General features: G+C 64.9%; 22 protein-coding genes and 1 tRNA gene. 11 read left to right on the plus strand and 12 right to left on the minus strand.

The features are described 5' to 3' along the window. Positions 1–34 precede the first annotated feature (34 nt). From NKJ09_RS20080 to NKJ09_RS20105, 6 genes are all read right to left on the minus strand, one after another. On the minus strand, positions 35–865 hold the full coding sequence (locus tag NKJ09_RS20080; protein ID WP_023717868.1) for an ATP-binding cassette domain-containing protein: 831 nt from the start codon (positions 863–865) through the stop codon (positions 35–37). Then, complete coding sequence (locus NKJ09_RS20085) at positions 858–1,748, minus strand: ABC transporter ATP-binding protein (protein ID WP_031193635.1); 891 nt, start codon at positions 1,746–1,748, stop codon at positions 858–860. The genes NKJ09_RS20080 and NKJ09_RS20085 overlap by 8 nt, the downstream gene beginning before the upstream one ends. Then, positions 1,745–2,593, minus strand: coding sequence for an ABC transporter permease (locus NKJ09_RS20090; protein ID WP_023717866.1), 849 nt, complete (start codon positions 2,591–2,593; stop codon positions 1,745–1,747). Before NKJ09_RS20090 ends, NKJ09_RS20085 begins: the two co-directional genes overlap by 4 nt. Further along, complete coding sequence (locus tag NKJ09_RS20095; protein WP_023717865.1) at positions 2,586–3,593, minus strand: ABC transporter permease; 1,008 nt, start codon at positions 3,591–3,593, stop codon at positions 2,586–2,588. Before NKJ09_RS20095 ends, NKJ09_RS20090 begins: the two co-directional genes overlap by 8 nt. 70 nt (positions 3,594–3,663) lie before the next feature. Further along, positions 3,664–5,190: an ABC transporter substrate-binding protein gene (locus NKJ09_RS20100; protein WP_352483280.1), complete on the minus strand. Its 1,527-nt coding sequence runs from the start codon at positions 5,188–5,190 to the stop codon at positions 3,664–3,666. A gap of 108 nt (positions 5,191–5,298) precedes the next feature. Next, complete coding sequence (locus NKJ09_RS20105) at positions 5,299–6,873, minus strand: phytoene desaturase family protein (RefSeq protein ID WP_352763363.1); 1,575 nt, start codon at positions 6,871–6,873, stop codon at positions 5,299–5,301. 122 nt (positions 6,874–6,995) lie between these two features. Between NKJ09_RS20105 and NKJ09_RS20110 the strand changes: the two genes are divergently transcribed. The 5 genes from NKJ09_RS20110 to NKJ09_RS20130 all read left to right on the plus strand — a co-directional run bounded on the left by NKJ09_RS20110 (position 6,996) and on the right by NKJ09_RS20130 (position 13,929). Continuing rightward, complete coding sequence (locus NKJ09_RS20110) at positions 6,996–7,787, plus strand: cyclase family protein (RefSeq protein ID WP_352483278.1); 792 nt, start codon at positions 6,996–6,998, stop codon at positions 7,785–7,787. Between the two features lie 310 nt (positions 7,788–8,097). Then, complete coding sequence (locus NKJ09_RS20115; protein WP_352493743.1) at positions 8,098–9,669, plus strand: phytoene desaturase family protein; 1,572 nt, start codon at positions 8,098–8,100, stop codon at positions 9,667–9,669. Beyond that, positions 9,669–10,148: a MarR family winged helix-turn-helix transcriptional regulator gene (locus NKJ09_RS20120; RefSeq protein ID WP_352493744.1), complete on the plus strand. Its 480-nt coding sequence runs from the start codon at positions 9,669–9,671 to the stop codon at positions 10,146–10,148. The genes NKJ09_RS20115 and NKJ09_RS20120 overlap by 1 nt, the downstream gene beginning before the upstream one ends. Before the next feature lie 45 nt (positions 10,149–10,193). Beyond that, positions 10,194–12,347 carry a thiamine pyrophosphate-dependent enzyme gene (locus NKJ09_RS20125; protein WP_352483275.1) on the plus strand — a complete coding sequence of 718 codons (2,154 nt, stop codon included), beginning with the start codon at positions 10,194–10,196 and terminating at the stop codon, positions 12,345–12,347. Further along, positions 12,340–13,929 (plus strand): indolepyruvate oxidoreductase subunit beta family protein, encoded by a 1,590-nt coding sequence (locus NKJ09_RS20130; protein ID WP_352483274.1) that lies wholly within the window; start codon positions 12,340–12,342, stop codon positions 13,927–13,929. Before NKJ09_RS20125 ends, NKJ09_RS20130 begins: the two co-directional genes overlap by 8 nt. 26 nt (positions 13,930–13,955) lie before the next feature. On the opposite strand, the gene NKJ09_RS20135 is transcribed toward NKJ09_RS20130, so the two are convergent. Further along, positions 13,956–14,126, minus strand: coding sequence for a hypothetical protein (locus tag NKJ09_RS20135; protein WP_352483273.1), 171 nt, complete (start codon positions 14,124–14,126; stop codon positions 13,956–13,958). 332 nt (positions 14,127–14,458) lie between these two features. Between NKJ09_RS20135 and NKJ09_RS20140 the strand changes: the two genes are divergently transcribed. Continuing rightward, entirely contained in the window at positions 14,459–17,143 is a 2,685-nt protein-coding gene (locus tag NKJ09_RS20140; RefSeq protein WP_352483272.1) for an ATP-binding protein, read from the plus strand. A gap of 299 nt (positions 17,144–17,442) precedes the next feature. Then, entirely contained in the window at positions 17,443–18,069 is a 627-nt protein-coding gene (locus tag NKJ09_RS20145) for a LysE family translocator (protein WP_352483271.1), read from the plus strand. A gap of 34 nt (positions 18,070–18,103) precedes the next feature. Here NKJ09_RS20145 and NKJ09_RS20150 read toward each other — a convergent pair. Continuing rightward, positions 18,104–18,179: transfer RNA gene (locus NKJ09_RS20150), tRNA-Thr, on the minus strand. A gap of 381 nt (positions 18,180–18,560) precedes the next feature. Here NKJ09_RS20150 and NKJ09_RS20155 point away from each other — a divergent pair. Further along, positions 18,561–19,724: a hypothetical protein gene (locus NKJ09_RS20155; RefSeq protein WP_352483270.1), complete on the plus strand. Its 1,164-nt coding sequence runs from the start codon at positions 18,561–18,563 to the stop codon at positions 19,722–19,724. A gap of 1 nt (position 19,725) precedes the next feature. Here the strand turns inward: NKJ09_RS20155 and NKJ09_RS20160 are convergent, their stop codons facing one another. Both NKJ09_RS20160 and NKJ09_RS20165 read right to left on the minus strand, forming a co-directional pair. Further along, on the minus strand, positions 19,726–21,327 hold the full coding sequence (locus NKJ09_RS20160; protein ID WP_352483269.1) for a cisplatin damage response ATP-dependent DNA ligase: 1,602 nt from the start codon (positions 21,325–21,327) through the stop codon (positions 19,726–19,728). A gap of 226 nt (positions 21,328–21,553) precedes the next feature. Continuing rightward, positions 21,554–22,564 carry a ligase-associated DNA damage response exonuclease gene (locus tag NKJ09_RS20165; RefSeq protein ID WP_352483268.1) on the minus strand — a complete coding sequence of 337 codons (1,011 nt, stop codon included), beginning with the start codon at positions 22,562–22,564 and terminating at the stop codon, positions 21,554–21,556. A 108-nt stretch (positions 22,565–22,672) separates the two neighbouring features. Here NKJ09_RS20165 and NKJ09_RS20170 point away from each other — a divergent pair, with 108 nt between their 5' ends. Beyond that, positions 22,673–23,617: a class I SAM-dependent methyltransferase gene (locus NKJ09_RS20170; RefSeq protein ID WP_352483267.1), complete on the plus strand. Its 945-nt coding sequence runs from the start codon at positions 22,673–22,675 to the stop codon at positions 23,615–23,617. Positions 23,618–23,671: 54 nt separating this feature from the next. Further along, the gene (locus NKJ09_RS20175) at positions 23,672–24,028 is read left to right on the plus strand and encodes a hypothetical protein (protein WP_352483266.1); all 357 of its coding nucleotides are present in this window, start codon (positions 23,672–23,674) and stop codon (positions 24,026–24,028) included. Positions 24,029–24,035: 7 nt separating this feature from the next. Here NKJ09_RS20175 and NKJ09_RS20180 read toward each other — a convergent pair whose 3' ends face one another. Together NKJ09_RS20180 and NKJ09_RS20185 are read right to left on the minus strand one after the other, a co-directional pair. Further along, complete coding sequence (locus tag NKJ09_RS20180) at positions 24,036–24,899, minus strand: prephenate dehydratase (protein WP_352483265.1); 864 nt, start codon at positions 24,897–24,899, stop codon at positions 24,036–24,038. Positions 24,900–24,932: 33 nt separating this feature from the next. Continuing rightward, the gene (locus NKJ09_RS20185; RefSeq protein WP_352493745.1) at positions 24,933–25,661 is read right to left on the minus strand and encodes a 3-deoxy-manno-octulosonate cytidylyltransferase; all 729 of its coding nucleotides are present in this window, start codon (positions 25,659–25,661) and stop codon (positions 24,933–24,935) included. A 192-nt stretch (positions 25,662–25,853) separates the two neighbouring features. On the opposite strand from NKJ09_RS20185, the gene NKJ09_RS20190 reads away from it, so the two are divergent. Further along, on the plus strand, positions 25,854–26,507 hold the full coding sequence (locus tag NKJ09_RS20190) for a c-type cytochrome (protein WP_352483264.1): 654 nt from the start codon (positions 25,854–25,856) through the stop codon (positions 26,505–26,507). Positions 26,508–26,551 lie beyond the last annotated feature (44 nt).

Here is a 26,551-nt window from a genome sequence, read left to right on the forward strand (position 1 = left end):
GGCCCGCTCTTCGGCGTGCGAATAGGATTGTGCTTCATGCCGGCGCCTTTGGGGCGGGAAGCAGCCAGGCGTCATCGATCTCGGGCAGGGGAATGGCGGCGAGGAGGTCGCGCGTGTAGGCCTGCCGCGGGTGCTCGAACAAAGTATCCGTCGCGCTGGCTTCGACGATCGCGCCTTCGCGCATGACGATCACTTGTCGGCAGAGCCTCCGGATCACCGACAGATCGTGGCTGATAAAGGCAACGGTCAGGCCCATTTCGGCGGCGAGTTTTTCCAGCAACGTCAGGATCTGCGCCTGGGTCGACACGTCGAGGCCGGAGACGATTTCGTCGGCCAGCACGAATTTCGGCGACAGCGCCAGTGCGCGGGCAATGCCGACGCGCTGGCGCTGGCCGCCCGACACTTCGTGACGGTAGCGGCCGGCAAAGCTCTGCGGCAGGCCGACGCGCTGCAGCGCCTCCGCGACGCGTGCCTTGAGATTGTCGCCAAGCCCGTTCTGCTTGAGGGGTGCTGCAATGATGCTGAAGATGGTGCGGCGCGGGTTGAGCGACGACATCGGATCCTGGAAGATCATCTGCAGATTGCGGCGCAGCGGCCGGAGCTCGGCCTCAGGCAGATGTGTGATGTCGCGGCCGTCGAACATGACGTTGCCGGCACTGGGCTCCAGCAGGCGCACCAAGGCACGGCCGAGCGTCGATTTGCCGGAGCCGGATTCGCCGACGATGCCGGTCACCGATCCCCTTGGCAGGTCGAAATCCAGGCCTTTCAGGATCTCGGCCAGCGGCGCCCGGCCGATCAGCGGTTTGCGCGTCATGTCGGGCAACGCAACCTTCAACCCGCGCACGGAAAACAGCGGCTCAACCATGCGGTCGCCTCCATGCCTGGTCGGCGGCGGCGATCTCCGCGGCCAGCCCGGCCAGCACCTTGTCGTCGACCGGCTTCAGCGAGGCGAACGGATCGGTGTAGCGCGGCGTCGCCGCCATCAGCGCCAGCGTATAAGGGTGCTGGGGTGCGGCGAACAGCGCTGCGGTATCGGCCTCTTCCACCACCTTGCCAGCATAGAGCACCGAAACTTTCTGGCTGATCTTGGCAACCACACCGAGATCGTGAGTAACGAACAGGATCGCCGTGCCGTGCTCGCGCTGTAATTGCGCGATCAGCCGCAAGATCTGTTTCTGCACGGTCACGTCGAGCGCGGTCGTCGGCTCGTCGGCGACGATCAGCCTTGGTTCGGCTGCAAACGCCGCGGCGATTAGCACGCGCTGCCGCATGCCGCCGGACAGCTCGTGCGGATAGCATTTGAGCACGCGCTCGGGGTCGCGGATCTGCACCTCGTCCAGCAATTGGCGGATGCGTGCATCGGCCTTCTCACCGCTCCAGCCGAGGATGCGCACCAGCCGGTCGGTCATTTGCGGGCCGATGCGCCGTGACGGATTGAGCGCCGTCAGCGGGTCTTGCGGGATCAGCGCCGTGCGCGCGCCGATCAGGGTGCGCCTTGCCTTGGGTGCCAGCCGGCCCAGATCCTCGCCTTCGAGCAGCATATTGCCTTCGACGATGCGCACGCTCGGTGGCAGCACGCCGAGCACGGCCTTGCCGATCATTGTCTTGCCGGCGCCGCTCTCGCCGACCAGCGCGCGGACTTCTCCGGGCTCGACGGCGAGCGACACCGAGCGCAGCACGCGCAAGCCATTAGGCAGCACCGCGCTAAGGTTGCGTATGTCCAGGCAGGGTTTCGCAGGCGCGTTCATCGCAGCACCGGATCGAAACGCGCCCTGAGGCCCTCGCCGAACTGGCTGAACGACAGCACCGTCAGGATCAGCGTGACCAGCGGGAACACCAGCACCCACCAGGCCTGATGGATCGACAGGCGGCCCTCGGCGATGATGCCGCCCCAGGTCGGGTCGTCTGTCGAGATCGACAGATTGACGAAGGACAGGATCGCCTCGACGATGACGGCAATGCCCATCTCCAGCGACAGCAGCGCCACGATCGACGGCACCACATTGGGCAGCACCTCGCGCAGCATGATGCCGATGCGGCCATAGCCGGCGATGCGGGCGTTCTCGACATAGTCCATGCGCGACTGACCCATGGTCTCGGCGCGGATCACCCGGCAGAAGCGCGTCCAGTCGATGACGGCGATGGCGATGATGACCGAGCTCAAGCCGGTGCCGAGCACGGCGACCAGAAGGATGGCAAACAGCACCGGCGGAAACGCCATCCAGACATCGACGATACGCGAGATGATGCGGTCGGCCCAGCCGCCGAAATAGCCGGCGATCAGGCCGAGCGTCGAGCCGACCAGGCAGGCGGCAAAGGCCGCCGCGAAGGCGACGATGAAGGCGATGCGCGCACCGAAGATCAGCCGTGACAACAGATCGCGACCGAGGCTGTCGGTGCCGAGCCAGTAGCCGGGCTCGGCACCGCCCAGCCAGAACGGCGGCAGGCGCTCCAGCATCAAATCCTGCGCCAGTGGGTCCTGCGGTGCGACCAGCGGCGCAAAAATTGCGGCCAACAGCGCAATCAGCAGCCAGCCGCCGGCCAGCCACAGGCGGGCGCGCGAGCCATGTCTTGAAATGCGGGCCTCATCCATGGCGCAGCCTCGGATTGAGCAACGCGTACATCATGTCGACGGCAAGGTTGATCAGCACGAACAACAGCGCGAAGACCAGCACGATGCCCTGGATCAGCGGCAGGTCGCGATTGATGACGGCATCGATCGCCATATTGCCGAGACCTTCATAGGAAAACAGCCGTTCGACGATGACCGTGCCGCCGATCAGGAAGGTAAACTGCACGCCGACCAGAGTGAGCGTCGGCAGCGCCGCGTTCTTCAACGCCTCGCGCAGGATGACCTGCGTTTCCGAAAAGCCCTTTACCCGCGCCAGCACGACATAGTCGAGGTCGAGCACTTCCTTCAGCGACTGTTTCAGCAGCTGCGAGATGATCGCGGCCAGCGGCAGCGCCAGCGCGATCGCCGGCATCAGCATGTGTGCCAGCAGGTCCCTGGTCAGGTCGAAGCGCAGTCGCACGATGCTTTCGAACAGATAGAATTGCGTGGCGAAGGGCAGGTCGAGTTGCGGCGACACTCGGCCGGAAATGTCGAACACCGGCACCAGCACGCCGAACAACAAGATCAGCACCAGACCCCACAGGAAATCGGGAATTGAGAGCGCCGCACCACTGGCAATGTCGATGCCGGCCTCGACCGCGGTGCCGCGCTCGCGCGCGCCGAGGATCGCCATCGTGCCGCCGATCGCCACCGCCATCACAAGCGCGACGGAGGCGAGCTCCAGCGTCGCCGGGAGGCGATTGAAGACCAGCCCCAGCACATCCTGCCGCAGTGAGATCGACGTGCCGAAATCGCCTCTGACTACGCCGGACAGCCAGATGAAGAATTGCTGGACGATCGTCTTGTCCAGCCCGTACAGCGCGCGCAGCCGCGCGATGTCGGCATCGGTGGCGCCGGGCGGCAGCATCATCGCGATCGGATCGCCGGGGGCGACGCGGATGACGATAAAGACGACGACGGCCACGCCGAACAGCGTGATCGCCATCGTCAGAAGACGGATCAGGAATCTTTGCAGCAGCATGGTCGCCTGTATGCCTGGCGGAAAAGGCGCGCCGTCGTTGCAGACGGCGCGCGTTAGTCCCGGGCCGATCTCAGGCCGGGCTCATCAGCGCCGGCAACAGCGCGCCCGACACATGCTGCACGACATTGACGCCCTTGGCATGCACGATCGGCTGCGCATACTGGATCAGCGGCAGCACATAGGCCTGCTCGGCGATGTATTTGTCGACGGCCTTCCAGCCGGCGATGCGCTTGGCCTCGTCCTTCTCGCCCCATAGCGGGTTGATCATGTCGATCAAGTCCTGGCTGTCCCACACCGAATGCGGGCTCGGGCCATACATGGCAAAGCCGGTCGAAGTGGTGGGGTCGCCGATGGCGTTGCCCCAATTGTAGAAGGCTGCCGGCGCCAGCTTGTCGGCGGCGCGCAGCTCGTAGTGCTTGGCGATTTCGTAGACCTCGATCGTCGCCTCGATGCCGACCTTGCGCCACATGCCGACGATCGCCTGGATCATCTCGTAATCCTTGGGCTTGAAGCCCTTGGTCGTCTGGATCGTGAACTTGACCGGCTTTTCCGGCGAATAGCCGGATGCGGCCAGCAATTCCTTGGCCTTTTCCGGATTGTGCTCGACCTTGATCGACGGATCGTAGGCGGCGTATTCCGGCGTCTCCAGCGTATCGATGGGCTGTCCGTAGCCGCGCAGCAGCCGGTCGACCAGCAGCTTCTTGTCGACCGCCATCACCGCCGCCTGGCGGATATTCTTGTCCAGCATCACGTCGATGTCGTTGAAAAAGATCATGCCGATGTCGGAAACGTTCTTGCACGAGCCGGCAAGCCCGTCCTTGGCGATCAGGCGGTCATATTCCTCATAGGGGATTTCGAGCGTAACCTGCGAGGAACCGGACTCGATCTCGGCGACGCGGCTCGCCGCATCGGTGACGAACTTGATGGTCACGTTTTCGAAGGCCGGCTTGCTGCCCCAGTAGTTCGGGTTGGCCTTGAGACGCAGGAAGGCGTTGCGCTCGAATTTGTCGACCATATAGGGCCCGGTGCCGATCGGAGCTTTCTCGAAGCCTTCGGCGCCGACCTTTTCGTAATAGGCCTTCGGCATGATGTAGCCGGTCAGGAACGACATCCATTTGAAATACACTGGGTCGAATTGCACGACATCGCCGGTGATCTTGTTGCCGTCGATCTTGAAATTGTTGACGTTCTTCCAGACGAACTGGATCGGGTTGCCGGTCTTTTCATCGCCCGCCCGCTGCAGCGACCAGACCACGTCTTCGGCCGTAAATGGCGAGCCGTCATGCCAGGTGACGCCCTCGCGCACCGTCATCGTGATCTTGCTGCGATCTTCGTTCCAGCCCCATTCGGTGAGCAGGCCGGGCGCGAAGGAAAGGTCCGGCTTCTGCGGGATGAACTGGTCGAACACCGATTGGTAAAGGCCCTGGATGGTCGGGTTGACTGCCGAAGGTCCGGTGGTCGGGTCCCAGGACGGCAGGTTGACATTGTAGGCGATGGTCAGTTCGCCGGCAGCCTTGGCGATTTGCGGCAGGCCGAGCGCCGTAGCGCCAAGCGCGGCCGCGCCATATCCGAGCAATTCTCGTCTGTTGATTGTCATGGTCGTTCCCCTGTTGCTTTTATGCGCGGTGTCGTTGTCAATCGGTGGGTTCAGGCTCCTTGGGCAACCGCGCCTTGTCCTCCTTCACCCGAGTTGAAAATTACGGCTTTACCTCCCGCCAAGTTGTTGTGCGAGCATGAAGCCCGAGCCCGCACCAGTGCCGGCGCCCGGCCATGTTGCCGCCCCGGTCAGATGCAGATTGCCGACCGGCGTGTTCCAGCCGGCGTAGCCGCGCGCCGGCCGGAACAGGAAATTCTGCGCCAGATGATGGCTGCCGCAGATCTGGTCGCCGCCGACAAGGTTGGGGTTCTCGCGTTCGAGGTCGATGGGCGAGAACACGGCGCGGCCGAGGATCTTCCGGCGAAGGCCGGGCGCATAGCGCTCGATAATGTCGAGGACGCGCTCGGCGTAGTGCTCCCTAGCCTCGTCCCAGTGAGCCGCCGCGATCGTGCCCGCCGCATCGCTCACAATCTCGGCCGGCAGCATGCGCACCTGCACCCACAGCACATGCTTGCCGTCCGGCGCACGCGAGGGATCGACCGCGGTCGGCTGACCGACGACCAGCACCGGTTCATCCGGCAGCATGCCGGACATCGCCTGCTGATAGGTTTGCGACATGGCATCAAGCGACGGCGACAGATGCACATAGGCGAACTGCCGAAGCTCGGCGCCGGCGCGCCAGTCCGGCAGATCGTCGAGCGCCAGATGGATCATCATCGTCCCCGGCGCATGGCGAAAGTTTTTCATGGCCGTGTCGAAAACGGCGTCGCCCGAACCGTCAGGCAACAGCTTCCCAGTCAGCGCCTTGGGCGCGACACTGGCGATGACGGCCCTGGTGGCGGTGTGGATCTCGCCGGAAGCGAGCCGCACGCCGGTCGCCTTGCCGGCGGACACCGTGATTTCGGCGACGTCAGCCCCAGTGACGATCTTGCCGCCGGCCGCCGTGAGCATGCCCGACAAAGCGCGGATGATGGTGTCGGCGCCGCGCTTGCCGAGCACCATGCCGAAGCACTGGTTGGCCATGGATTCGAGGTAAGGAAACACCGCGCCGCCGGCGATGTCGGGGGCGAAGTCGAGATGCATGCCCCAGGTGGCGAGCGTCGCCCTGGCATGCGGCGACTGGAAAGTCTCCTCGAGCCACGCGCGGGGTGAGGAAAGCAGCAGCCGCCCGGTATCGAGCGCGCCGGCAAAACCCTTCTTGCGCCACAGGTTCCAGGCAGTGCCGGCGAGCGCTCGACCGCTCATCGGCGAGCCCAGCAGCCGGAACAGATGCTCGGCCTCGGCCGGGAATGCCGCAACCAAGCGGCGCCATGTGGCGACGTCGATTGCGGAGAAGGCGGCCATTCGTGCAGCGGTCGTTTCCAGATCGCTGCTGACACCGAACCAGCGGCCGTCGGGGAACGCACTGGCAAAACAGTCGGCCACCGGCACGAATTCCAGCCCGTGGGTTTTCAATTCATTTGCATATTTCTTGTGAAAGGCCGAGCCGGCAAAAAGGCTCAGATTCATCGCGCCGAAATCGTGCCGGAAACCCGGCAGCGTGAATTCACGCGTCTGGACGGCGCCGCCAATCGTTGCATCGCGCTCGAAAACGGCAGTTTTCCAGCCTTTGAGCGCCAGATGCGCGGCGCATGCCAGACTGTTGTGGCCTGCCCCGACAAATATGGCGTCGAACTCGCTCACATCCCACCCAACCCATTTCCTTTATGCTTAAAGATAATTGCAGATGCATATGTTTTCGTCTAGTAGGATATTAAGGGCCGCAACGAGCCTTCAGAGCCATCCAAGAAGAGGGAACACAGACCATGGATACGCAACAACTCCTCGGCGAAGTCGCCGGCCAGCTTCTTTCAGGCGCCATCCAGGTGGTCGACCTGACGGCGCCGCTCGGGCCGGACACACCGCTGATCAAGCTGCCGCCGGAACTGGCGGTAGACACGCCGAAGATCGAGATCCACGCCATCTCCGCCTATGACAGGAACGGACCTTGGTGGGCGTGGAACTGGCTCAAACTCGGCGAGCATTCAGGCACGCATTTTGATGCGCCCAATCACTGGATCACCGGTAAGGATTATCCGGACGGCGCCACCGACACCATTCCGGCGCAGAATTTTGTCGGACCCGTCAATGTCATCGACTGTTCGAAGGAAGCGGCCGCCGATCACGATTTCCTGCTCGCCGTCGATCACATCAAGGCATGGGAAGCCGAACATGGCGTTATCAACGCGGGCGAGTGGGTGGTGATGCGCACCGACTGGTATAAGCGCAACGGCTCGGAAGCCGAGTTCCTCAACGCCAATGAGACCGGTCCTCACACGCCCGGCCCGACCGCGGAAGCCATCCAGTATCTGATCGGCAAGGACATCAAGGGCTGGGGCAGCGAGACGATCGGCACCGATGCCGGCAAGGCCGGCGGCATGGAGCCGCCATTCCCGGCGCACAGCCTGATGCACAAGGCCAATCGCTACGGCCTCGCCAGCCTGTGCAACCTCGACCGGCTGCCGCCGAAAGGCGCGATCCTGATCGCCGCACCACTCAAAATCGAGCACGGCACCGGCAGCCCGATCCGCGCGTTGGCGTTGGTGCCAAGGCAATAGGGTAGCTGCGGTCTTCGGGAGAAGATCATGTGCGCAGGCAGCGTTGTAGTGACGAATTGGGAGCGGCAGCCTTGCAAAGCTGGGGCTCTACGGCGCCCCCCTCTGTCCTGCCGGACATCTCCCCCACTTGGGGGGAGATTGGCAGTTTCGGCGCCCCGCTCATTCCTGCGACGTTGGAGAGTGGCGAAGGCCGCGGTGACAGCCGATCTCCCCCAAGTGGGGGAGATGTCCGGCAGGACAGAGGGGGGCGCGAAGGAACGCCAACCCGCGCAAATGAATTCCACCTTCCGCTCACCGGGAGCACGCATCGATGAGCGCTCCTGATCACATCATCGTCGGCAGCGGCATCAACGCGCTGGTCTGCGCCGCGATGCTTGGCGGCAAGGGGGCGAAGGTGCTGGTGCTCGAGCGCAACGACCGCATCGGCGGCTGCATGCGCACAGAAGAAATCACCGCGCCCGGCTTCATCCACGACGTGATGGCGACGACCTTCGTTCTGTTCATCACCTCGCCGGCCTATGCGGCGCTGGGCAAGGATCTGGCGCGGCACGGGCTGGAGTTCTGCAACACCTCCACGCCGACCGGCGTGCTGCGTCCGGATGGCAGCCATGCCATCCTGCGCTCCGATCGCGCCGCCAATGTCGCGGCGGCCAATGCGCTTGCCGCGGGCGACGGCGACCGGCACGGCAGCGATGTCGGCGAGATCGAGCGCAATGCCGGCCTCCTGTTCGGGCTGCTCGGCGGCAGCCTGTGGTCTTACCCGACGGCAAAGCTGCTGGCGGGCGAGGCATGGCGGCGCGGCCCGCGTGGCCTTGCCGCCTTTGTCGGCGACGCGCTGGTGCCGGCGCGCGGCTGGCTGGAAAGCACCTACCAGTCGGAAACCATGCGCGCGCTGTGGGCGCCCTGGGTGCTGCATGCCGGCCTCGGGCCCGAAGATGCGTTTTCGGGACAGATCGCCAAGGTCATCGCCTTCGCGCTTGAGGCGGCCGGCGCGCCGATCGTCAAGGGCGGTGCCAGGAACCTGCTGTCCGCCTTCGAAGCCCTGATCAGGGAACGTGGCGGCGAAATCCGCACCGGCGCCGACGTTGCCTCCATCGTCCAGAGCGGAGGCCGCGCCACCGGTGTGCGGCTGGCTTCGGGCGAGACGGTCACGGCGAAGAAGAGCGTTATCTGCTCGGTCACGCCGACCCAGCTCTACGAGCGGCTGCTCGGTGACGCGGCCCCGAAAGCCGACGTCGAGGCGGCGCAAAAATACCGCTACGGCAAGGGCAATTTCCAGATCCACTATGCCTTGGACAAGCCGCCGGCATGGCGCGGCGAGGGCCTGGACAAGGTCGCGCTGCTGCATCTGACGCCGGGGCTCGACGGCGTCTCGAAGGCCTGCAACGAGGCCGTGCGCGGCATGCTGCCGGAGGTGCCGACCATTTGCGTCGGCCAGCCGCACGCGCTCGACCCGTCGCGCTGTCCAGACGGCAAGGCGATCCTGTGGCTTCAACTTCCCGAGGCGCCTCGCAATATCAAGGGTGATGCGGCCGGCAAGCTCGAGACGCCTGCGGATGGCCGCTGGACCGAGGCGCTGCGCGAAGCCTATGCCGACCGTGCCGAAGCGATCCTCGCCAGCCATATCGAAGGATTCAAGGACAGCGTCATCGCACGTCGCGCCTATTCGCCGGCCGACCTGGAAGCGATGAACATCAATCTGGTCGGCGGCGATCCCTATGGCGGCTCCTCGACTATTGACCAGTCGTTCCTGTGGCGGCCGTTCAAGACGAGCCGCAATCACGCCACCGGAGTCAAGGGACTCTACCACATCGGCGCCTCGACCCATCCCGGCGCCGGGCTGGGCGGCGGCTCCGGCTTTCTCCTGGCGGGGAGGCTGTGATGGAACAGAAAGTTGAAAAGCGCCAGCGCATCTCGACTTTGGGCCAGATCGGCCTGCAGCAATTCGCGCCCTATCTGATGAACCGCATCATGGGCCGCTACAATGCCACCTTGCGCGACAATTTCCGCAAGCAGGGCCTGACCATTCCGCAGGTGAGGACGCTGGCCGTCCTGTCGGTCACCGATGGCGTCACCGTCAACGATCTGTCGGTCTATACCGTCATCGAGCAGTCGACCTTGAGCCGCACGCTCGACACGCTGGAGGGACAAGGGTTTGTGCGGCGCGAGCAGGGGGTTACCGACAGCCGTATCCGCCATGTGTTCCTGACCGACGATGGCCGCGCCGAATTCGCGCGCGCCTGGCCGGCCATGCACGACGCTTTCGAGACGATGTTCGACGACATCGACGATGCCGAATACGCGGCGCTGATCGCGACGCTGCAAAAGATGCTGAAGAACATTCGCAAGCACGACATCTGATCTTACGCGCCGCCAGATTCCTGGCGGCAACGGAAGGAGCCCAAAATGGCCGAACGGTCTTTTGCCAAGGAAGTCGAAAAGCTCAGACTCGGCGCCGGCGAGGAGTTTTCCGGCGAGGGCATTCTGGCCATCACCAAGGCGCTGCTGCAATGCGGCGTCGGTTATGTCGGCGGCTATCAGGGCGCGCCGATCAGCCATTTGATGGACGTGCTGGCCGATGCGCAGGATATCCTCGGCGAGCTTGGCGTGCATTTCGAGGCAAGCGCCTCCGAAGCCACCGCTACCGCCATGCTGGCGGCATCGGTGCACTATCCGATCCGCGGTGCGGCGACCTTCAAGTCGACGGTCGGCACCAATGTCGCCTCCGACGCGCTGGCCAACCTGGCGTCCGGCGGCGTCACCGGCGGTGCGCTGATCATCGTCGGCGAGGATTACGGCGAAGGATCGTCGATCATGCAGGAGCGCAGCCACGCCTTCGCCATGAAAAGCCAGGTCTGGCTGCTCGACCCGCGACCGAACCTGCCGTCGATCGTCAAGGCGGTAGAGGACGGCTTCGAGCTGTCCGAGGTTTCCAACACGCCGGTCATGCTGCAGGTGCGCATCCGCTGCTGCCATGTGCACGGCCATTTCATCGCCAAGGATAACAAGCGCCCGGCGATGACGGTCGCCGATGCGCTCGAGGCGCCGCGCCGCGACACCGGCCGCATCGTGCTGCCGCCCGCGTCCTTCCTGCACGAGAAGGAAAAGGTGCAGAAACGCTGGCCGGCGGCGGTGGATTTCATCCGCGACAACAAGATCAACGAGTTCTTCGGCCCGGAGCACGGCGCGGTCGGCATCGTCATGCAGGGCGGCATGTACAATTCCGTCATCCGGGCGCTGCAGCGGCTCGGCCTCGCCGACACCTATGGCGACACCGACGTGCCGCTCTATGTGCTGAACGCCGTCTACCCGCTGGTCGATGACGAGTTCCTGTCCTTCTGCGAAGGCAAGGACGCCGTCCTCGTCGTCGAGGAAGGCCAGCCCAACTACATCGAACAGGCCTTTGCCGCGATGCTGCACAAGGCCGGGCGCGGCACCAAGCTCGTCGGCAAGGAACATCTGCCGATGGCCGGCGAATACACCGGCCAGGTGATGCTCGACGGCATCGGATCATTCCTGCGCGCCACCATCCCGCATCTGCTGCCAAGCGAGGTCCGCGCGCCGAACAAGATCGGCGACGGGCTCGACACCGCCGACCTGATCAACGTCGTCCCGGGCCGCCCGCCCGGCTTCTGCGTCGGCTGCCCGGAGCGGCCGATCTTCGCAGCGACCAAGCTGGTCGAACAGGAGTTGGGCAAGCACCACATCGCCTCCGACATTGGCTGTCATCTGTTTTCGATCATGCCGCCCTTCGAGCTCGGCGCCACCACCATGGGCTACGGATTGGGGCCGGCCTCGGCCTCGGCGTTCAATTCGCCCGATGCCAGGCGCCGCTCGATCTCCTTCGTCGGCGATGGCGGCTTCTGGCACAACGGCCTGACCTCATCGATCGGCAATGCGGTGTTCAACAAGAACGACGGCGTCATCGTCATCGTCGACAATTTCTATTCGGCCGCGACCGGAGGGCAGGACATCCTGTCGTCCCGCGCCGGCAACAAGACGAAGTCGACCAAGCATCCGATCACCGAGGCGGTGAAGGGGATGGGCGTCAAATGGCTGCGCCACATCGACCGCACCTACGACGTAACCAAGATGCAAGACGCGCTGCGCGAAGCGCTGACGACGGACGAGAAGGGCCCAAAAGTCATCGTCGCCTCGTCCGAATGCATGCTCAACCGGCAGCGCCGCGAAAAGCCTTTGGTCGACAAGGCGATCAAGGGCGGTAAGCGGATGGTCAAGCCGAAATTCGGCGTCGACGAGGATATCTGCACTGGCGACCATGCCTGCATGCGGCTTTCCGGCTGCCCGTCGCTATCGGTGAAGTCGCTGGACGACCCGCTGCGCGACGATCCGGTGGCGCATATCGACGAGAGCTGCGTCGGCTGTGGCAATTGCGGCGAGGTTGCCGACGCGGCGGTGCTCTGCCCGTCCTTTTACCGCGCCGACGTGGTGCACAATCCGAGCCGCCGGGACCGTTTCCTGGAAGCGGCGCGCCGCGCCATGATCGGCCTCTTGCAGCGGCGCCGTGAAAGCCGGCGCCTGACATTCGCCGATGCTTGACGCTGTCCCATCAGCCCGTTCCAAGGCCGGCGCGCCGGACGACGAGCGCGTCATCAAGCTTGCCGTGCTGGCGGTCGGCGGCCAGGGCGGCGGCGTGCTGGCCGACTGGATCACCGACGTCGCCGAGCGCAACGGCTATGTCGCGCAATCGACCTCGGTCGCCGGCGTCGCCCAGCGCACCGGCGCCACCATCTATTACGTCGAGATGTGCCGCGACAGCGGCCGGCTGCCGGTCTTCGCGCTGTCGCCGTCGCAGGGCGACGTCGATATATTGATCGCCGCCGAACTGATGGAGGCCGGCCGCGCCATCATCCGCGGCTTCGTCACGCCGGAGCGCACGACACTGATCGCCTCGTCGCACCGCATCGCAGCTGTCTCGGAAAAGATCGAGCCTGGCGACGGCCGCGCCTCGTCCGCCAAGGTGCATGCCACGGCGGAAGCCGCGGCCAAGCGCTTCATCGCCTTCGACATGGAGAAGATCGCCGCCGACAACGGCTCGGTGATCTCGGCGAGCCTGCTCGGCGCGCTGGCCGGCTCCGATGCCTTGCCGTTCACACGCGAGAGCTACGAGCAGGCGGTCAGTGCCGGCGGCCGCGGTGTGAAGGCCAGCCTCGCCGCCTTCGGTGCCTCCTACGATCGGGCGCGCGGCATCGCGAGTGCGCCTTCGGGCGATAAGACGGCACAGCCGGCAGCCGCTGAAACTGGCTCGGGCGCGGCGACAAAAGTCAGCGGCCCGCAAAGTCTCTTGGGAGGCTGGCAGCACCTGGCCGCCCGGGTCGATGCTTTGCCGGCTCCTGTCCGCGACATGGCGATGCGCGGTCTGAAAAAGGTTGTCGACTATCAGGACATCGACTATGGCGGCGAGTATCTCGACCGGCTAGACCGGGCCGTCGTCCTGGACAATGCCGAACATGACTACGCGCTGTCGATCGCCGCCGCCAAGCATCTGGCCAATGCGATGTGCTACGACGACATGATCCGCGTCGCCGACCTGAAGACGCGCTCGAGCCGCGACCGACGCGTACGCCGCGAGGTCGGCGTCAAGGACGGCTCGGTCCTGCAGGTGACCGAATACTTCCATCCGCGCATCGAGGAATTCTGCGGCACGCTGCCGGCCGGGCTCGGCAGCTATATCGAAAGCCGGCCGAGGCTCGCCGCCTTTCTCGACCGCCGCATCAATCGCGGCCGCCACGTCCGCACCGACAGTTTTGCCGGCTTTGCCGCATTGTGGTTCATCGGCGGCCTGCGCCGCTGGCGCCGCCGCCTGCTGCGCCACAAGGTCGAGACCGCCCATCTCGAGCGCTGGTATGCGCTGGCGCTCGGCCAAGTCGGCCAGGACTACGCGCTTGGCACGGAGATCCTCAACTGCCGCCGGCTGATCAAAGGCTACAGCGATACCCATGCCCGCGCGCAGTCGAAGTTCGACCGCGTGCTGTCGGCGCTCGACGTGGTCAAGGGCCGCCCGGACGCCGCCGACTGGATCAGACGCCTGCGCGAAGCCGCGCTGAAGGACGAGAAGGGCGACATGCTTGACGGCGCGCTGAAAACCGTGGCGTCGCTGGGTGACACCTCGCCGAGCTGAGGCGCTCGTTCAACCCCGGCTGCAACTCAGTCTGTTGCCCGTGTCGCCTTCGACGCGGCAGTCTGCAGGGCAATTCTGAGGCCAATGATCTCGGCGATCGCAGCCTCCAGCACCAGGACGATCGTTTCCTTTGCCACATCATCGAAATTTTCGGCGACATAGCTCAGGTCGCTTAGGACATCGTCTTCCTCTTCCATGATTTTCACCCCCTGTTGAACGTCAGGCCGGAACGGCCGACGATGAGATAGGCTTTGGGCTGGATCGATGGAACGCGTTTCTTTCACGCTATCATCACGGAAGTGAGGCTATCCAGCCCGCTTCGCTAGGTCTTGTCGCCGCCTTGGTTGTCTGCCTGTTTGTAGTCTTCATGCCTATGGCAGCAGCAAACATATCGGCTCCGGGACAAAATAACGCCCGCTTCCCAGGGGTGATTTGCCAAATCGCCGCGGTCATGTGAGGTCATGTGAAATGAGCGTGTTGCACTCATTGCCTACTGTTGTACCTTCAATGTTCTGGAGGCGCGGGTTTGATGCTGCTTGAGCGAGAGGACCCACTTGGAGCTTTGTTGGCCGCGGCCGAGAGAGCTGCTGCCGGACATGGCGGGACCGTGCTGGTGCATGGCGAGGCGGGCCTAGGCAAGACCTCTCTGCTGCGCGAATTCGCGGAAAACGCCGACCGGGACTGCCGGGTGCTGTGGGGCTGGTGCGAGGCGCTCTTCACGCCGCGTCCATTGGGCCCTCTCCAGGACATGGCGCACTTGCTCGACCCGCGCGTGGCAGCGCTGCTTGAGGAGACCGCAGCCCCGGAGCGGCTTTTCCCGGCATTGCTGAACGCGCTGCAGCGCGCCAAGGGCACGACCGTGCTCATCTTCGAGGACATGCATTGGGCGGATAATGCGACGCTCGACCTCGTAAGATATCTCGGTCGCCGCGTCTCCCTGCTCCGCACCATGCTGGTGCTCAGCATGCGCAGAGAGGACTTGAACGCCGATCACCCGCTGACCCACGTGCTCGGCGATCTTCCCGCCGCCTCCGTACGCCGCGTGACGCTTAAACCGCTGTCTCCCCAGGCGGTTACGATGCTGGCCGAACAGGCCGGCCGTTCCGCCGACGGGCTTTACCGCATTACTGAGGGCAATCCCTTCTTCGTTACCGAGCTCCTGTCCAGCAGCGAGACCGAATCGGCGCGCGTGCCCGATTCCATACGCGACGCGGTGTGGTCCCGCCTGTCGCGCCTGACGCCTGGAGAGCGCGACGTGCTGGAGGTCATGAGCATCATGCCGGGCAGCGTTGAGCCGTGGCTGATCCGGGCCCTTCTCGGGGACGAGACCGAAGCGCTCGTGGATCGATGCGTCGACCGTGGATTGCTGCGGCGGGACGATCAGGGCGCGCTGACATTTCGCCACGAGCTTGCCAGGGAAGCGACGCTCGACCGGCTCTCCCCCTCTCTGCAACGTTTGCTTCATTCCAAGGTCGAAGCGGCACTCTCGGAAGTTCCGGCGTCGCAGGCAAGCGCTCTGCTTTCGCGCCGCGTCCATCACGCCGGTGGCGCCGACAATGGCGAACGCGTGCTCGAACTCGCGCCGCTCGCCGCCCGGCAGGCCGCCCGCCTGGGCGCGCACCGGGAGGCGGCCTCGCATCTGGCGACCGCACTCAGATATGTCGACCAAGCCCCGCCGGAACTGGCCGCGCAGTTGCACGAGGACTGGGCCTACGAGGCCGGCCTGGCACTGCTTGTCTATGATGCCATCATCGAGGCCCGGCATCGCGCCATCGCCATCTGGCGGCAGCTGGACCGGGTCGACAAGATAGGGCTCAATTTGCGCTGGCTGTCGCGGCTGCACTGGCGGCGCGGCGAAGGCCCGCAGGCGGAAGAGTATGCCGACCAGGCCGTGCATGAAGTGGAAGGCCTGCCGCCGGGTCCCGAAGTGGCAATGGCCTACAGCACACGCTCGCAGCTCCATATGCTGCACTATCGTTTCGACGAGGCGATCGAATGGGGCGAGCGCGCGATCAGCCTGGCCGATCGGCTGGGTGAGGTCGAGACGCGCGTTCACGCCCTCAACAATGTCGGCACCGCGCTCATGTTCGCCGACCGTCCCGGCGGCCGTGAGCGGCTGGAGGAAAGCCTTGCCCTGGCGCTCGAGCACGGGCTCCACGACCATGCGGCGCGGGCCTATACGAACTTTGCGGAATGCGCGGTGGTGGCCAAGGACTTCGAGCTGGCGGAGCGGCTGCTGGCCGAAGGCATCGCATTCTGCACCAGGCACGACCTCGATTCGGCGGCGCAATACCTGCTCGGCCGGCAGGCGCAGCTTTGCATGGAACAGGGCCGGTTTCGCGAGGCCGCAACCATCGCTCAGGGCGTCATGAATGTGGAGCGCCTGCCGATGGTGATGCACTTGCCGGCGCTCACCGTGCTTGGCACGGTCCGCGTAAGGCTGGGCGAGACCGACGGCGTCGACCTTTTGCAGCGGGCCTTTGCGGAGGGGCAGACGACCGGCGAGCCGCAGCGTATCGTCCCGGTTCGCCTGGCGCTGACGGAGGCGGCCTGGCTTGCCGAGGATATCGGCGCCGGCCACGCGCAGCTTACCGAGCTGGCGGCCATGAACCTCGACAATTTCCGCCCCAGGGACCTTGGCGAATTGTCGGTCTGGTGGCGTCGATGCGGAATGCCCGGATCGCTGCCGGCGCTATCGGCGCCCATACCGTCGCCCTGGTCCGCCGAGCTTGTCGGCGACCCGCAGGCCGCCGCGGCGGAGTGGACGCGTTTCTCGCTGCCCTACGAGGCAGCACTTGCCCTCATGCAGGTTCGTGGGGCGGATGCCGGAACGGCGCTCGCTCGCGCCGTGGCGATGCTGGACGAGATCGACGCGCCCGCGGCCGCAGCGCTGGCGCGCAAGCTCGCGCAGCGTCAGGGCCTGTCAGGCCTGCTGCCGAAGGTGCAGCGCGGACCCTATGCGGCGGCCCGTCGCCATCCGCTCGGCCTGACACAGCACGAGCAGAAGGTGCTCGCCCTGATCGCCCAGGGCATCAGCAACAAGGAAGTCGCGCGACATTTGTCGCGCTCGCCCCGCACGATCGAGCATCACGTCTCCTCGCTGCTCGGCAAGCTCAACGCCGCAAACCGTATGGAAATCCTCCTGCGGCTGCGCGGCGAGCCGTGGCTCCTGACGGGCACCCATCCGTTGGAACCGCACCAGACGGGACCATGATTCCAGCTGATTCTGTCGGGATGGAACAGGCTCTGGGTAGTTCCCGCAGCGAAATCTCCGCGAAAACTGGGAAATCGACCGCCTAAAAATGGGTGGCGGTACCGATTTGCATGCCCGCCGCTCCGCGTAGGCTTCTGCTCGCAGCGTGGATGGACCTCCCAACACCACGACGCCTTCACGATCCGGGGGAGAAGGCGGGCAACGGCGGCGGTGCGGGGAACCGCCGCCGGCGTCCGGCGGCTGGGGCGCGACGGAATTCCTCGCCGCTCTGTGATCGACGCCACAAACGGGAGGCTGCAATGTCAAATTCGCTTCTGCCGTCGACGGCCATGCTGCAATTCCTGGCGGCATATACGGTGATCATGATCACGCCAGGCCCGATCGGGCTCGCGACCGGCAGCCTTGCCTCCCTGCACGGCTTTGGCAGGACGGTTCCGCTCGTGGCCGGGATCGGCGCCGGAACCGCCGTGCTGGCGGTCCTGGTGGCATTGGGCGCCGTTCATCTTTCCGGGTCGCTGTCGGTGCCGGCGGTCAAGATCGCTGGTGCGGCGGTCCTTGGCTGGATGGCCCTGCGCATCGCCAGAACGGCGCCGCCGGCCGTCGGCGACGAGCCTCAGAGACGACAGGCCGGATTGTTTGCCGGCGGGTTTCTCATCAGCATTCTCTCGCCTGAAACCGCCACTTTCTTTGCCGTCGCCTTCATGGGGCTGATGCTGCCGATCCGGAATTCGAACGAGATGCTGATGGTCGCGGCCATCGTCGCCATCATCGACATTGGCTGGTACGGATTTCTGGCCGTCGCCCTTTCGCGTCCGGTCGTGCGCGCTGCCGCGATGCGGCATCATCGGGTCATCTGCCGGGCGGCGGGGGTCGTGCTGGCAATGCTCGCCCTCGTCTCGGCGGCGTCGGCCTTTCCACTCGGCTGAGCGCTGGTTGAAGGAGGCGCGCGGGTAAATCGTTTGGTGCCGCTTAGGTGACTCGAACACCTGACCCCATCATTACGAATGATGTGCTCTACCAACTGAGCTAAAGCGGCCCGGGAAGCCGTGCTTCCAAGATCGGCTGGGTGATAGACGCAACCAGCGTTTAATTCAAGATGGTAGCGTTGAATTCAAGATGGCAGCAGCGAATTCAAGGACGAGGCTTGGCAATTCGTATCGGTCCGAGGCCGGGCGCAAGGGCAGCAGCCGCGCCGATCCGCCTAGGTCGCGCGATGCCGCACCAGCAGGCCGCGCGACCGCCACGTTGGCGTCGTGACCGGAAAAGCAGCGAAAAATGTTGATTCCTTTACCGAAAACCGCCGAAATGAGCTTTGCACCCCTCGGCAAGGCAGAATGCGGCCGCTCGCTTGTTGATTGATTGGTCGCCTGCGGCTAACGATCATGACAATGTGAATGAAATTGCAGAGGGAATTTGCTTGGACGCGATCGAAAAAGCGATCCGCAATGCCTTCGAGAAAGGCAATGCCGACGACCGGGCGTTTCGCGAGCGGGTCTATCGATCGGCTTTCGCGGCACTCGACCGTGCCCTGCAGGCCAATCCAAACGTCACCGTGGAGGTCGCCATCAAGCGCCGCAAGGCGGTCCAGGCCAAGATCACCGAAATCGAATCGGAATTCCTGCCGGCGGTTCCCGATGTCGCCGCGCCGACCGACAGTTTGGAGACAGCACCGGCGGTGGAGCCTCCAGCTGAAACCGAAACCGAAGCCGAGCCCGTGCCGTCGTCCGATGTCGTCGTTGACGGTCCGGCGCAGCCGCCCGAATCCGATGCGCCCCGGTCGCGCGTCCTGCCGGTCGTCCCCGACATCATGCCCGATGCACCTGTTGCCGAAGTGCCGGTGATCGACATGGGGGCCTCGGCTCCGACCGAAGCCGACGTCGAAACCGACGATGCGGAAGTGACGCCCGACCGCGACGACCGGCGGGCGAGGCGGCGCCGCCTGCCTTTGACCGCGATCTTCCTCGGTGTGACGCTGCTCGCAGCCGCCGGCATCGGCCTTTATTTCGCCAACCAGACCGGCGTCTTCAAATCGGCAACCGAACTCGACACGGCGCCGCCGGAAGTGCCGCCAACGGTCGACGGCGACGATTTCACGCCGGATGACACCGCTTCGCCGCCAAAGCAGGGCGAGGAGGACCAGGCGCGCGACTGGATCAACGTGTTTTCGCCGGGCGACCCGACGCAGGTCAATGCGCCGTCGGACGCCAAGGCCGACGTTGTCCAGGACGAAAGCGGTTCCTTCCTGCGCATCCGCTCGGGCGCATCCGGCTCGGCCATCAGCTTCGACGTCGGGCAAGGCGTGCTGGAGAGGATCGCCGGCAAGCATGCCACATTCGACATCATCGCACGCTCCGAGGAGGGGCAGGAGACGCAGATTTCCGTCGACTGCAATTTCGGCGAACTCGGCGACTGTGGCCGCAAGCGCTATGCGGTCGGTCGCGAGCGCAATGAATATCTGTTCGACGTGCGCCTTCCCGACAAGCGTCCGGGCGCTGCCGGCACCATCGCCATCAATTCCGACTTCGACAAGCAGGGCAAGTCGGTCGACATCTACGAGATCCGCGTTTCAGTCCTTCCTTAAGTTAACTGTCGAGCAGCGCCTGCAGCGTCTCGATGCGGTCGGCTTCGGCCGCCGGCTTGTCCCAGCGCAATCGTGAAATGCGGGGGAAGCGCATGGCGACGCCCGATTTGTGCCGCGTCGAGCGGTTGAGCCCTTCGAATGCCACCTCCAGTACGAGGCCTTGTCTGCGGTCGGCACGCACTGAGCGCACCGGGCCAAAGCGCTCGATCGTGTTGTCGCGGACATATTTGTCGATCTGCCTCAGTTCTTCGTCGGTGAAGCCGAAATAGGCTTTTCCCACCGGCACCAGCTCTTCCGATCCTTCCGGCCCGGACCAGACGCCGAATGTATAATCGGAATAGAAGCTCGAGCGCTTGCCGTGGCCGCGCTGGGCATACATCAGTACGGCGTCGACCGTGTGCGGATCGCGCTTCCATTTGAACCAGGGGCCCTTCGGCCGCCCGGCCACATAAGGCGAATCCCAGCGCTTCAGCATGACGCCTTCGATGACCGGATGCAGCGGCTTGCGGCGCAATTCCTCCAGCGCCTGCCAGTTGGTGAATTCGACCAGCGGCGACAGATCGAAGCGGCTCGGATCGAGTGTCCTCACAAAGGCCTCGAGCCGGCCGCGCCGTTCGCGGAAGGGAAGTCCGCGCACATCCTCGTCGCCGATCTGCAGCGCATCGTAGCAGCGCATGAAGGCCGGGTATTGCTGCTGGATCTTGGGTGACACGCTCTTGCGGTTCAGCCGCTGCTGCAGGTCCGAGAACGTGCCCGTCGCCTGCCTGGGGTCTCCGACCAAAAGCTCGCCGTCGAGGGCGCCGGAAAAATCCATCGCCTCAGCAAGATCGGGAAAGGCGCCGGAGACATCGTCACCGGTGCGCGAATAGAGCCGGCGAATGCCGCCTTCGCAAACCGCCTGGACGCGGATGCCGTCCCATTTCCATTCGGCCGCGTAGTCGGCCGGGTCGAGCTTTTCGAGGTCGCCGTCACCGACGGCATTCGACAGCATCACCGGCCTGAACAGCGCCAGCGCCGTCTTCCTGGGTTTTTCCGCTTTACCCTCCAGCCAGGCGAACAGCGCGATATAGGGCGGCGTCAGGCCGTGCCAGAGTTCCTCGATTTCGGCGATGTCGACCCTGCCGAAATCAGCGAGCGCCTGCTTGGCCAGCCGCGCCGAGACGCCGATGCGCAGGCCGCCGGTGACCAGCTTTATGATGGCAAAGCGCGCCGAAGTGCTGGCGCTGTCGAGCAGCCGGGCCAGCACCTGAGGCCCGTCCGAACGGCTCGCCGCCTGCAGCTTCGCCACCACTTCGGCCAGCGTCGGCTCGTGGTTCGCAATGTCGACCGGCGCTTGCGGCCAGACCAGCGACACGGTCTCGGCCAGGTCGCCGACATAGTCGTAGGAATAGCCGAACAGCACCGGATCCATGCGCTCGACGACCAGCGTGCGCAGCATCGCCGGCTTGACCGCGGCGATGGACAGATCGCCGGTGATGGCCGCCAGCGCCAGCCCGCGGTCAGGATCCTCGACGCTGCGGAAATAATCGGTCAAAAGCGTCAGCTTGCCGTTGCGCGACGGCGTCAGCACCAGCCGGTCGAGAAGCTCGGCGAAGCGGTTCATGGGAGGAGCGCCAAGGGGGGAAGCTTGCGATCCTTCGCGCCCCCCTCTGTCCTGCCGGACATCTCCCCCACGAGGGGGGAGATTGGATGTCGCCACTGGTTTCGCCAATCTCCAGCGTTGAGGGAACGAGCGCGGCGCCAAAGCTGCCGATCTCCCCCCTCGTGGGGGAGATGGCCGGCAGGCCAGAGGGGGGCGCGACAGAACGCCATACCGGCGATTTCCACCATCAATCGCCCTCGTCCTCATAGCCAACCAGATGCAGCGGCCTGGCGGCGATGCCTTCGAGTTCGCACCAGCGCACCAGCGCCTCCTCGCGGCCATGCGTCACCCAGATTTCCTCGGCGCCGGTCTCCTTGATCGTCGCTGTCAGCTCGTCCCAGTCGGAGTGATCGGAGATGATCAGCGGCAGCTCGACGCCGCCCTGTTTGGCGCGCTGGCGGATGCGCATCCAGCCTGAGGCGAAGCACGACATCGGATCGGGAAAACGCCGCGCCCAGCGATCGGCGAACGCGGATGGCGGGCCGACGACGATGGCGCCGGCAAAGTCGCTTTTCGCGCCGCTCTCGACGGTCGCCGGTTCCAGTGTGCCGAGATCGATGTCCTGGCTCTGGAAATACTCGCTGAGCTTGGCCAGCGCGCCATGGATGTAGATCGGCTTTTCGTAGCCGGCATCGCGCAGCAGGCGCATGACGCGCTGCGCCTTGCCAAGCGCATAGGCGCCGACCAGATGCGTGCGTTCGGGAAACTGCTCGGTCGATTTCAGCAACCGGGCGATCTCTTCGCTATCGGGCGGATGGCGGAACACCGGCAGGCCGAACGTCGCCTCGGTGATGAAGACGTCGCATTTGAGTGGCTCGAACGGCTCGCAGGTCGCGTCCTTCTGGCGCTTATAGTCGCCGGACGCGACGATGCATGTGCCCTGATGCGCGACCTTGATCTGCGCCGAGCCCAGCACATGGCCAGCCGGGTGAAAGCTGACGGTGACGCCGTCGAGCGTGATCGTCTCGCCGAGCACGGCGGCTTGCGTCGTTCCGGCAAAATCTTCGCCGTAGCGCAGCCCCATGATGTCGAGCGTCTGCTGCGTCGCCATCACCGAGCGGTGGCCGGGGCGGGCATGGTCGGAATGGCCATGTGTGATCAGCGCCCGGTTGACCGGCCGCACCGGGTCGATGAAGAAATCGCCGGGCGGGCAATACAGCCCTTCCGGCCGGGGATGAAGCAGGTCGCTGGCGCGCATGGCCCCAAGATAGGCGCTAATTCCGGCGCGGGAAGCCTGTTGTAAGTCACTGCTGACTCCAGCATAGAGCGCAGGCCGGCCGCAAAACACCGGCGGAACCTGATCGCCATGAAACCGCTCCAGACTTCGTCCGGCGATCCGACCGCCGACCGCCGCGCCGACTATGCCGAAATGCTCCATGCGTCCGGCGATCATGCGGCAGCGTCGGAATTGCTGCTCGGCGCGCTCGAACTGGCGCCGCAATGGCCGGCCGGCTGGTTCCGCCTCGGTGAGATGCAGGAGGCGGCGGGCGCGCCCGATCTCGCCGCGCAGGCCTGGACGACGGCACTGCGGCTGGACCCGGCGGACAGGCTCGGCGCGGTGCTCAAGCTGCAATTGATCGGCAAGGCAGCGGCCGCCCAGGCGCCGCCCAGCGCCTTTGTCGAGACGCTGTACGACCACTATGCCGGAAGCTTCGAGGGTGAGCTGGTCGACAGGCTAGGCTATCGTCTGCCCGAATGTCTCGACCGAGCCATCCGGGCAGCACGGCCGGGCCGGTTTTCGCTGGTGCTCGATCTCGGCTGCGGCACCGGCCTCATGGGCCAGAGACTGCGGCCGATCGCCGATCGGCTGGAGGGTTACGACATCTCGGCCGGCATGCTGAGGCAGGCGCGCGCCAAAGGCGTCTACGATCTGCTCGTCAAGACGGACCTGCAGGATTTTTGCTATTCAGGCCCGAAAGCCGATCTGGTGACGGCGGCAGATGTGTTCATCTATCTCGGCGCACTCGACAAGGTGGTGACCAAGATTGCCGGAATGCTTGCCGGCGGCGGTCTGTTTGCGTTCTCCGTCGAGACGCTCTCCGGCGGCGACCTATCTGGCAGCGGCGATTTCGCCTTGCAGCCGTCGCGCCGCTATGCGCATTCGCAAAGCTATGTAGAGCGGGTTCTGGACGCCAACGGCTTTTCGGTCCTGTCGCTGCAGGCAACGATTATCCGGCAGGATCGCCGCGAACCGGTCGAAGGGCTTGCCGTACTGGCAAGCTTGCTTTCCGGCAGCGTAAAATCTGGCTAAGACTCCTGCCGCTGCACAGGAGAGTGGCAGCTGCGAAAGACAAGGAGCACGTTCATGCGCTGGAACATGATGGTCTTGGCATCTTGCCTGGCGATGGCCGGCTGCGTCGGCAATTCGATGTCCGAACGGCAGGACGAAAACGTCCAGTCCTCGCTGCTATATGACAAGGTGCCTTGCGACCAATTGCTGGCGCAACGAAACGGCCTGGCGCAGCAATATCATTTGCCGGTGGACGCCAAGCCGTCCTTCTCCAACCCGGCGACGGGCTTCGGCCCGTTCACGCCGGACATGCGCTCAAAAGCCAAACGTGACGCCGACCAGGCAAGCGGCAAGATCGACGCCATGAGCCGGTCGATCAGCCGCCGCGAATGCGGCAAGCCGGCCAAGCAGAACAAGCTCAGCCTGACCTGACCGGACCCTAATCCGCCACCTTCCATTGCTCGCGCGAGGCACTGGCGGGGTAGACGCCGAGAATGCGCATTTCGCGCGAGAAGAAGGCGAGCTCGTCGAGCGCCAGCTTCACCAGCGGGTCGTCGGGATGGCCCTCTATGTCGGCGTAGAACAGCGTCGCCGTAAACGCGCCGAGTTGGTAGCTTTCCAGCTTGGTCATGTTGATGCCGTTGGTGGCGAAGCCGCCCATCGCCTTGTAGAGCGCCGCCGGCACGTTGCGGACGCGGAAGATGAAGGTCGTCATCATCTTGGCGTCGGCCGAGGGGCGTTCGGCCCATTGCTTGTTCTTTGTCAGCACGACGAAGCGGGTGACGTTGCTGTCGGTGTCCTCGACATTCTCTTCGATGATGTCGAGCCCGTAGAGGGTCGAGGCCAGCGCCGGCGCCAGCGCGGCCATGGTGCGGTCCTTCATCGCGGCGACCATCTTGGCGGCGCCCGCCGTGTCGCCGGCAACCGTCGCCTTCCAGCCGTTCTTGCGGATGTATTTGCGGCATTGGCCGAGCGCGTGGATGTGGCTGTGCACGGTCCTGATCTCGTCGCGCCTGACGCCGGGCAACACCATCAGCTGGAAGTGGATCGGCAGGAAATATTCGCCGATGATGTGCAGCTTCGATTCCGGCAAGAGGTGATGGATGTCGGCGACGCGGCCGGCAATGGTGTTCTCGATCGGGATCATCGCCAGATCGGCCTTGCCGGTCTCGACCGCGTTGAAGGCGTCCTCGAAAGTCGGGCACGGCAACGGCTCCATCGACGGGAACATGTTGCGGCAGGCGGTGTCGGAATTGGCGCCCGGCTCGCCCTGGAAGGATATTTTGTTGGTCTTTTCAGGCATGCGCAGAGTCTCGGGAATTGGGGGAAGAATTTCTTAGTTGGAAAGGAGTGCCCTGGCGCGTTCGAGATCGTCCGGCGTATCGACGCCAAGCGGCACCGACTGCACGATCTCCGCATCAATGCGCATGCCGGCCTCGAGCGCCCGCAACTGCTCCAGCCGCTCGCGGCGCTCCAGCGGCGACGGCCTCAACGCAACGAAGCGTTCGAGTGCGGCGCGGCGATAGGCATAGAGGCCGATATGATGGTAGAGCGGGCCTTCGCCCCAGGGGGCGGTGGCGCGGGTGAAATAGAGCGCCCTGAGCCGCGTCGCCGAGAGTGGCGAGCCGACCAGCTTGACGACGTTCGGATTGGTCTTTTCCTCGTCGCGGACGATCTCGACGCAGAGCGTGGCGATGTCGACCGCTGCGTTCTCGAAAGGCTTCAGCGCGGCGCCGATAACAAGGGGCTCGATGGTCGGCAGATCGCCCTGCACATTGACGATGGTCTCGACGCTGTTGCCAGGGTCGAGAATGGTCAGCGCTTCGAAGATGCGGTCGGAGCCGGTTTCGTGGTCCGCCCGTGTCATCACCGCCTCGAAACCATGCGCGCGCACCGCCTCCGCAACGCCTTGCGTATCGGTGGCGACGACGACCCGGCCGAGCCCGGCCTCGGCAGCACGGCGGGCGACGTGGACGATCATCGGAGTGCCGGCGATGTTGGCCAGCGGCTTGCCCGGCAGGCGGGTCGAGGCCATGCGGGCCGGGATCAGGATGAGGGTGGACATGAGGCGGGCAGGGGCTCGAAAAAGAGGAGGACAAAAGTGGCAAAAGGTCTCACTGGCAGCGCCCTTATAGGTGTTGCAACGCCGGAGCAAAAGACCTAGTTTCCGCGCGATTTGACCGCCTCGCAGGGTGGTTCACGATACCGACGGACGGAGTGGACGGATCGGTCCGCCGGAAAAGGGAGCCTGGGGCGTATGGATTCCAACGAAGTCAACAAGCTGCTCGCCGCTTTCCTCGGCACGGTGTTCATTGTCTTTTCCGTTGGCATCGTGTCCGACGCGCTGTTTGCCTCGCCGGCGCCGGAAAAGCCCGGCTTTGCCATCGAGGCGACCGAGCCTGCCGAAGGCGGCCCGGCCGCTCCCGCCGCGGAGGCCAAGCCGATCGCCGAGCTGCTGACCACCGCCAACGCCGAAGCGGGCGCCGCCGTCTTCAAGAAATGCCAGGCCTGTCATTCCGGCGAAAAGGGCGGCCCCAACAAGGTGGGCCCCGATCTGTGGGACATCATCGACCGTCCGGTCGCCGAGCATGAGGGCTTTGCCTATTCTGCCGGCATGAAGGAGTTCTCCAAGGGCGGCAGCGAGAAGTGGACCTACGACAACCTCAACCACTTCATCACCTCGCCGAAGAAGTTCGTGAAGGGCACCGCGATGGGTTTCGCCGGCCTGCCGAAGGATGAGGACCGCGCCAACGTCATCGCCTATCTGCGCACGCTGTCGGACAATCCGAAGCCGCTGCCGGCGCCCGGCGCCTCGGCCGAGAACGCGCCCGCCAAGCCGGCCGAAGGTGCAGCCCCTGCCAAGCCGGCAGAAGGCGCGGCGCCAGCCGCTCCGGCTGCACCCGCAAAATAACAAAACTGTAATGACATAATCCTTGAAAAAGCCGGGTTCAGCCC

The sequence above is a fragment of the Mesorhizobium sp. M0189 genome, from assembly GCF_040322135.1.
GTDB lineage: Bacteria > Pseudomonadota > Alphaproteobacteria > Rhizobiales > Rhizobiaceae > Mesorhizobium.